The sequence below is a fragment of the Chamaesiphon sp. OTE_75_metabat_556 genome, from assembly GCF_031378165.1.
In the GTDB taxonomy this organism is placed as follows: Bacteria; Cyanobacteriota; Cyanobacteriia; order Cyanobacteriales; family Chamaesiphonaceae; genus Chamaesiphon.
Map to the genome: position 1 here is coordinate 1 of NZ_JANNDR010000418.1, position 7,389 is coordinate 7,389.

General features: G+C 42.2%; 7 protein-coding genes. 2 read left to right on the forward strand and 5 right to left on the reverse strand.

What is annotated here, in order from left to right:
• Positions 1 to 349 precede the first annotated feature (349 nt).
• Positions 350 to 916, forward strand: coding sequence for an endonuclease domain-containing protein (locus RMO27_RS16935; protein ID WP_309734639.1), 567 nt, complete (start codon positions 350 to 352; stop codon positions 914 to 916).
• 287 nt (positions 917 to 1,203) lie between these two features.
• Here the strand turns inward: RMO27_RS16935 and RMO27_RS16940 are convergent, their stop codons facing one another.
• The 4 genes from RMO27_RS16940 to RMO27_RS16955 are packed head-to-tail and all read right to left on the reverse strand — an operon-like array spanning position 1,204 to position 6,306.
• Positions 1,204 to 2,820 carry a formylglycine-generating enzyme family protein gene (locus RMO27_RS16940; RefSeq protein ID WP_309734641.1) on the reverse strand — a complete coding sequence of 539 codons (1,617 nt, stop codon included), beginning with the start codon at positions 2,818 to 2,820 and terminating at the stop codon, positions 1,204 to 1,206.
• Positions 2,724 to 3,986, reverse strand: a complete 1,263-nt coding sequence (locus tag RMO27_RS16945; RefSeq protein ID WP_309734642.1) for a hypothetical protein — start codon at positions 3,984 to 3,986, stop codon at positions 2,724 to 2,726. The genes RMO27_RS16940 and RMO27_RS16945 overlap by 97 nt, the downstream gene beginning before the upstream one ends.
• Positions 3,986 to 5,041 carry a MoxR family ATPase gene (locus tag RMO27_RS16950; protein ID WP_309734643.1) on the reverse strand — a complete coding sequence of 352 codons (1,056 nt, stop codon included), beginning with the start codon at positions 5,039 to 5,041 and terminating at the stop codon, positions 3,986 to 3,988. Before RMO27_RS16950 ends, RMO27_RS16945 begins: the two co-directional genes overlap by 1 nt.
• The gene (locus RMO27_RS16955) at positions 5,038 to 6,306 is read right to left on the reverse strand and encodes a hypothetical protein (RefSeq protein WP_309734645.1); all 1,269 of its coding nucleotides are present in this window, start codon (positions 6,304 to 6,306) and stop codon (positions 5,038 to 5,040) included. Before RMO27_RS16955 ends, RMO27_RS16950 begins: the two co-directional genes overlap by 4 nt.
• A gap of 234 nt (positions 6,307 to 6,540) precedes the next feature.
• Here RMO27_RS16955 and RMO27_RS16960 point away from each other — a divergent pair, with 234 nt between their 5' ends.
• Positions 6,541 to 6,801, forward strand: coding sequence for a hypothetical protein (locus RMO27_RS16960; protein WP_309734648.1), 261 nt, complete (start codon positions 6,541 to 6,543; stop codon positions 6,799 to 6,801).
• 68 nt (positions 6,802 to 6,869) lie between these two features.
• Here the strand turns inward: RMO27_RS16960 and RMO27_RS16965 are convergent, their stop codons facing one another.
• A complete protein-coding gene (locus RMO27_RS16965) occupies positions 6,870 to 7,217 on the reverse strand; it encodes a hypothetical protein (protein ID WP_309734649.1) in 348 nt (115 codons plus the stop codon).
• Positions 7,218 to 7,389 lie beyond the last annotated feature (172 nt).

Sequence of the window (7,389 nt, forward strand, 5' to 3'; positions counted from 1 at the left end):
TCTCCAATTGTTGTTAAGCTTTTTCTCTGTGATGGTGTGACAATTCCCATTAGCATTCGCTTAAATGCTTCGTAGCTTCTAACTTCTGGAAATGTTGTTTGATAATAGCTACAATATTCGTCGATAAAACTAATCGTTTGAGCTGCTGCTCTTGGCTGTGTCATATGCCTTGCCTTCTCTTCAGCCCTACCTTTCTATTTTATCTCTCCTAGAGTGATAGAAGAGGGGTAAATCGATCGCATGTAAATCCCCTCTTGGGAGGGGTGGCGCGGAGCGACGGGGTGGGTCAGATCTTCGATACCCACTAATAATCTCTCGGTCGCCTCATGCCTACATTTAGATAAAATAGATGTGTAATTCGATCGATCTGGTGATGGCGGAGCATTCAGACTTAGATGGTGTGAGCCTAGATCTACTCACCCCACCCTGCAGGCACCCCTCCGAGGAGGGGATTTACCCACCCTGCCCATTCGGGCACCCCTCAAAGGAGGGGATTTACCCAGACTGCTCTGGCGGGCAGCCCTCTCAAGAAGAGATTTGCAGGCGAGAGGTGATTGGTTATGCAAAGCATTTGAGGGAATTGGCGCGGAAGTTGCGAAATAATATGACTTTGGGGGAAGTATTATTGTGGCAGCAATTGAAACGGAAGCAGATGCGGGGTTATGATTTTGATAGACAAAGATCGATCGATCGGTATATCGTCGATTTTTATTGTAAGGATTTGAAGCTAGCCATTGAGATCGACGGGAGTAGTCACGATGGCGAGGAAGCAAAGGTGAACGATCGAATTAGACAAGAAATATTAGAGTCTTTAGGTGTCAGATTTTTACGATTTAGCGATCGTGATGTCAAGCAAAATATTGAGATGGTAGTAAATCAGATCGATCGCTGGATCAAAGATCGAGATCGCATGTAAATCCCCTCCTCGGAGGGGTGCCCGAATGGGCGGGGTGGGTCAGATCTCCGATACCAACTAACCACCCCCCAACCATCTCACCACTAGCAGTGTCGGAGCAGTCGGAAGTAGAGGGTGCGATCGTAGATCTAACCCACCCCGTCGCTCTGCGCCACCCCTCCCAAGAGGGGATTTACGTGCGGGAGTGGTTGGTGTTGGCTGAAAAATAAATCGACTCGCCTTTGGTGAGAAATAGAGGGTAGAAAATAAAGAGAAAAGGGCAAAAGAGTAAGAAGGGTAAAGGGCTACTAAGTCCTGGGGATCTCGCAGACAACTCGAAAACCGATAATGACGTTGCGGTTGTCGGGGGAATTGAAGTAGCGAGTAGCAGAGCGGCAAAAACGCGGAATATAGTACCAGGAGCCGCCCCGCAGTAAGCGTCTAGCACCTTCATTGTCAGATAACCAAGCACTTCCATCAGTTGGCGCACCTTCGTAATTATCATGCCAATTATCTAAACACCATTCCCATACATTTCCGTGCAGATCGTACAAACCAAAAGCGTTAGGTGGGAAATCACCTACAGGTGTTGTTTCTTCTTTACTTTTAACTTTGCGTTCTTGAAGATAAGTTACATCAGAATCATAATTTGCTAACTTACCTGCGATCGTCTTACCAAAATTGAAGGGAGTAGTAGTTCCAGCTCTACAAGCATATTCCCATTCAGCCTCAGTTGGCAGTCGATAATCTCGCTTTGTCTCTCGCGATAGTCGTTGACAAAATTCAACAGCTTCTTGCCAAGATACCTCTTCTACAGGTCGATTATCCCCTTTAAAATGAGATGGTTCGGGATTGAGTTTTCGCTCTATTTCAGGGGTGTTAGCAATTACGCGCCATTGAGATTGAGTAATTGGGTATTTCCCAATGAAAAATGGTTGTACTGTGACTTCATGTTCGGGACTTTCATCAGGGTATCGATCGTGTTCTAAATCTGGTGAACCCATCATAAATTTACCACTCGGTATCGCCACCATTTCTAGTCCGATCTCTGGTGCTAATGGCTCTCGAAAAACAAGTACTCGGCATTGCTCTTGATAAACAATATCTCCCCGTTCATCAACCTGGACAGTTTCAAATTCAAAGGGATAGAGGGCATCACCTGAATCTATTTCAGTCTGTTCAAACGAAATAGTAACATAGGAAATTTCCTTACTTTGAAGTAGTGGAAAATTATTTAAGCCCATAATCGATCGAATGATTTTGATCGGATCTTCTGGCTCTGATGTATCCCAGTTATTCTGCTCAATTTTTCGAGCTAAATCTTGCAACTTAAATGGTTGTAACCCTCGCTGGGCTAATAAATCTGCATGATCTTCGACCAAAGCTGATAACCGAAATCGATCGGTAGGATCGTCTGTTTCTGCAAGTAGTTGGCGCAACTGCTCTTTAATGGCTTGGGCGATCCGATCGTCATTTCTTAAACAGGCTAAAACAGTCCATTCACTAGGATCTCCCAATACCTTCGCACGACCAGGCGAATCTATTTCTAACCGATGTTGAATATACTCGCCCATCCATTGAGCCAATTCATCCAAACGTTCGGGTTTAAATTTGACGACTAATTGCGCTAATAATACCCCCCGTATCCCCACACTCATCCCATACAAATCGTGTCCGGCAGTATCACATAAATTGGATAGTAATAACTCTGGAGCCGCCGACCAAGGTAAGTCTAGGCCGTACTGTTCGTGTAATAGTTGGCGCAGTAAATAAACTAGATCCGTCGTCAACATTTGAGGAAATGCCGCATGACAGGCAAAATCCAGCATTACTTGTCCATATCTTTCGGTAAATAGGGTAACTTGTCGTTCGGCAATATCCCGCTGTCGCTCGATCTTAGGATCTCGGTTTGCATCAATGACCATAACTGTACTCCCGATCTAAATTCTCGCGTTTGTGATAACTGTTGCCATTTACCGATTTCAAAAGGTACCATTCGCCCTGCCATTGCCACCTGAATCGCTGTGGCTGTTGTATTTGCCCATCGCTCATAGGGCAAGGGATTTAACCACAATACTTCGCGCACGCAAGGTAATAATCGTTCTAAAAATTTCCCCGTTCCAATGACTCGTTCCTGATGATATAACGGACTCGCCGCCCCTGCTTCACTCAAAATGATTACTACCGTCCGCTGCCGATTTAATCGCCCTAATACTCGATCTAATGGCACACCCCGTAATGGATGCTGCCATTGATATAGATAATTAGTCGGGTACTGATTGAAACGATAAATTAATGCTGGAGCAATGCGCCGATTTAGTACGGTATCAACCAACGGTTGCATCACAGGCATAAAAGGCAACATCGCATTACTATCATCAACTAGTCGCAATAGTTCTGCCTTCTTCTGTGCCAGCGGACGGGTGACGATATCTCTAAAAAATCCTTCCTGCCCAATCCGCTCTACTGTCGCCAACACATCTAATTCTGATAACCGCAAATCGCTAATCGGTCGGCGTAATGACCGCCAAGCCTGCTGGAATATTGTCTGTGAGATGGGTACTTGCACTGCAAAATCCGGTCTAAATCGCGAAGATTTAGGACGATCTTTCTTAACCGCATTTACTCCTTCCCCAATCGGCGGAGCGTCATACTTTAGCTCTGAAGATGCTGCCAGAGTTTGTTTACGTGGGGGGATTTGCGGTAATACTCCAAAGTTAATTGAAGGAGTTTGCCCTGAGTTGGTTTCTGGTTGCTGATTTCCTAACCATCGATCGAATTCCTGTTCTTTTGCTGCTTGATATCGATCGAATTCTCGATCGAAGATATCGCGATCGTAGTTTAAACTCGGCTTGACCCACAATAACCGACAAATATCTCGCAAATCTTCCCAATTAGTTGCTTCATAATCATCTCCCAACGATTGCCGCAATAACTCATAATCCTGAAGCGTGAGTTTCATCCCCGCATCGCGCAACTGCTGAAATAAATCCAGCATGGGCATAAATACGCGAGAGTCTGCGATCGGTATTTTTTTAATATGTCGTTGTGCGGGTTCTCTAGCAGAGATGAATTTGATATATTCTGCCATCACATTACCTCTAGTTGTCCCTTTTGACGGGCATCTTGGTAGATTTTTTGATCGGCTTGAGTTTTGAGAATAATCCCTAACAAATGTGGATTCTCATGTAATGTTTTCAGCTCCTCAATCCCTTGTTTGACAGTTTCGTCTTTTAAGATCGTCAGAAAATCTAGTAACTCGCTAGTTCCTGGTAATTTACTACCTGGTTGTTTTTCGAGTAGCGTCCTAGTCTGTTTGATATGTGCGATAGTTTTATTGATTAATTGTTGTCGTTGTCTAATCTTAGATCCGAACCGAGTTTTGATAATCTCTTCTAGTTGGGTCTCATTGGGGAAACTGAGATAGTAGTAAAGACACCGCCGCAGAAAGGGTTCTGGTAGTGGCCGCTCTTGATTACTGGTGATAATCACAATTGGTTTGGGCTTAATCTCAGCATCAAAGTGGGGATAAATTTCTTCAGTTTCAGGGATCTCAAACGACAATCGATCGAGTTCCACCAACAAATCATTAGGGAAATCACTGTCAGCTTTATCAATCTCATCAATTAAGACGATCGGACGTTCGACATTTTGCTGTGCTAATGCTTGCCCTAATTTGCCCAAGGTCACATATTTTCGTTTGTCGGTCAATCGATCTTTCAGCTTTTGATAATCATCGCCTAAAATCTCTTTTAAATTTTTAGGATCGGCACCAATTAATTGCGAATCTCGCAGTCTAGCGATCGCATCAAAGTTGTACAACCCATCTCTAGCCTGTCCGACCGACTTAACGTTCCAAGCATAATAATTCCACCAGAGTTGATTTCTGTTGTCATCAGTCTTACCTTCCAAATAATTGTGGGTAAATTCATACGCGATCGCATCGGCTAACCGCGTTTTACCGCAGCCTGGTTCGCCTTCTAATAACAATGGGCGATTGAGCTTAATTGCTAAATTTACCGCTTTGACTAGTTTTGGATCGGGGATGTATGGAAAATATTCTCGTCCAGAGGAATCTTTTATTCCTTCGATATCTGGTTGAAATGTACCTTCATATACTGGTTGCTTAATCTGTTGATTTGTCATAATGTCCATTCCCAATTTTCCTCAATATCTACAATTCCGTTCTTAAACCCGAACTCATAACATATTCGATCGATAACTGACGAAGGGTTTGTCCATTTCCATTCATCAGTTGACCAATCTTTTTTCTGACTAAGTTCATTCATGAAATAGTTAAAATCCTTATATCTATGCGACCAGTTTTCAATATGACCTTGTGTAATCATCTCCAATGGAGCTAATTCAGTGATATTAGCAGGTAAGCAAGTGGGACGACATTTATCTACAAGGAAGAGCATCAATGGGAAGCTTATGGCATCACTTAGCATTTCTGAATTAATTTTATTCCAGAATTTTTCAACTATGTATTGTTGAGCAGATTCAAATTTATCAAAACTATGAATCACAAAAATAACTGGAGTTTCAGTAGCGTAGCTGCACAGCATTTTGATGATTTCATTTTGTTCTGATTGCTCTAGTGGCATTTGTGAAGACGGCGACAATTCTTGCCAGAGGAGTTTTGGATCGAGTCTCATTTGATGTCTATTCAATCCAATAACTTTAATCTTCTGAGGATCTGTCAATTTAATTCGCCTCAACAAGCGTTTTAATATCCATTTCTGCGTATTAAGGCAAGGCGCAACAACTGAAAAAGACATGCATTGATTACTACCCTGTAATACCCTCGCAAATTCATCTTCTTGATCTTGATAGTCAAGATGCCATAATAAATCTACTATTTTTTCACACTCGCTCCTGTTCGGCAGACTAAAAGATTGTTGAAATAAGTCTTGCTTCTGAGGTATATCTTTTGAAGGCTGATATGAATCGTTTACATAGTCAACTTTTTCAAGTAGATCGTCAACAGGGAAGTCCCATTTAGCTTTTGTTTTAGGATCGGGCTTAATATATGCGATAAAATATTCTCTTAATTCAAGATTAGATATAATTGGATTGAGTTTTAGTTTCTCCAGCAAGCTCAAATCCATAAATTGCAAACTTGAATTATATTTTTCCTGATAATTATCTGCGATTTTTTCTAGCAATGTCACAAAAAACTGCTTGATTATATCCAAGGATACCGATCTGGTTTCATCAGTTTGATTTAACAGAGGTGTAAGGCTCTTATCACGAGCTAGAGTTGTTGAGAATAAGTCTTCTTTTATCTCTTTTGCATTAAATGTTCCATTCAACTTTCCTGTCGATCGAGGTTTGATACCAAGCAGCAGCAATAGCTCATTACGAGCAACTATGCCATTTTGGTTTAACTTGTAATACTCTTCAGCCACTAAACCTCACCCATATCTCGGTTGCCACTAAATGTGTGAATTTGTCGCCGAGCGACAAATCGAGCGACAAAAACTAAATTATTGTACCCCAATTTGTACAAAAGCTTACAGGACAAGCTGTTCAGAAAATATCGAGAAAATTTATATAATTTGTCGCTGGATCTGTCGCCGAGCAACACCAAATCGTTAGAAACTGTTGTTTCATGAGAGTTGTAGAGTTTAATCACAACCAAAATGGATAATCAAACAGTAGACGATAGATCGGCAGAGTTGGCTAATAAAACCCCAATGGAAAACAATTACATGCGCGTCCACATTGACATAGATCTACAGATATCACAAAAACAAGTTAGCACCGCAATCTGGAAAAAGGCGAGGAACGTGGGTAAACAGATAGTAATTTGGTTGTTACCGGGATTGATGTTCGTCAATACCCCAGATCCTCAATATCCCCAGCTTCCTGTGCGACCAGACTCGATCGAGCAAATCCAGTAAATATAAAAATCGCCCTAATCACAACGATTAGGGCAATCCAACGTTCAATATTGAGGGGCAAGAGATCGCTATTTTTGTCTGCTAACATTAGCAGCAGCAGCCAGAATCTCCTCCTCCGTACTCAATGGTTCTAGCTGCTCAATTTGCATTTCTGCTATTACCTGAGTATGTGCAGCTTGATACTGGGCATCAATAATGGTTCTAGCCATCTTATCCATTAATGTTTTTAGTTGCTGCTCCGATCCGGTAGTGCTAATTTTGAGCCAAGCTTCACGCACAGAAGGGGGTAGTCCGACAAATAAATCTAACGCCATACCAACTACTTGCGATCTATTCCTGCGTTCAGCTTTCGCAATGGTATCGAGTCGATCGACGATTTCTTTACTTGTATGGGCAGATACAGTTACTCCAGACATGAGCCAAAAAATTTACTATAGGTTCTATAGAAATTATAGCCGAAGTCGAAAATCGGTTGTCTTCAAGGTTTTCAGATCGGCATAAAGATCGGCACTAATTAGCGATCTATACAGCTACAATCGTTGTATGCCAACAGCTTCAGCCTCTAAAAAGATCGGCACTATTGTGGAA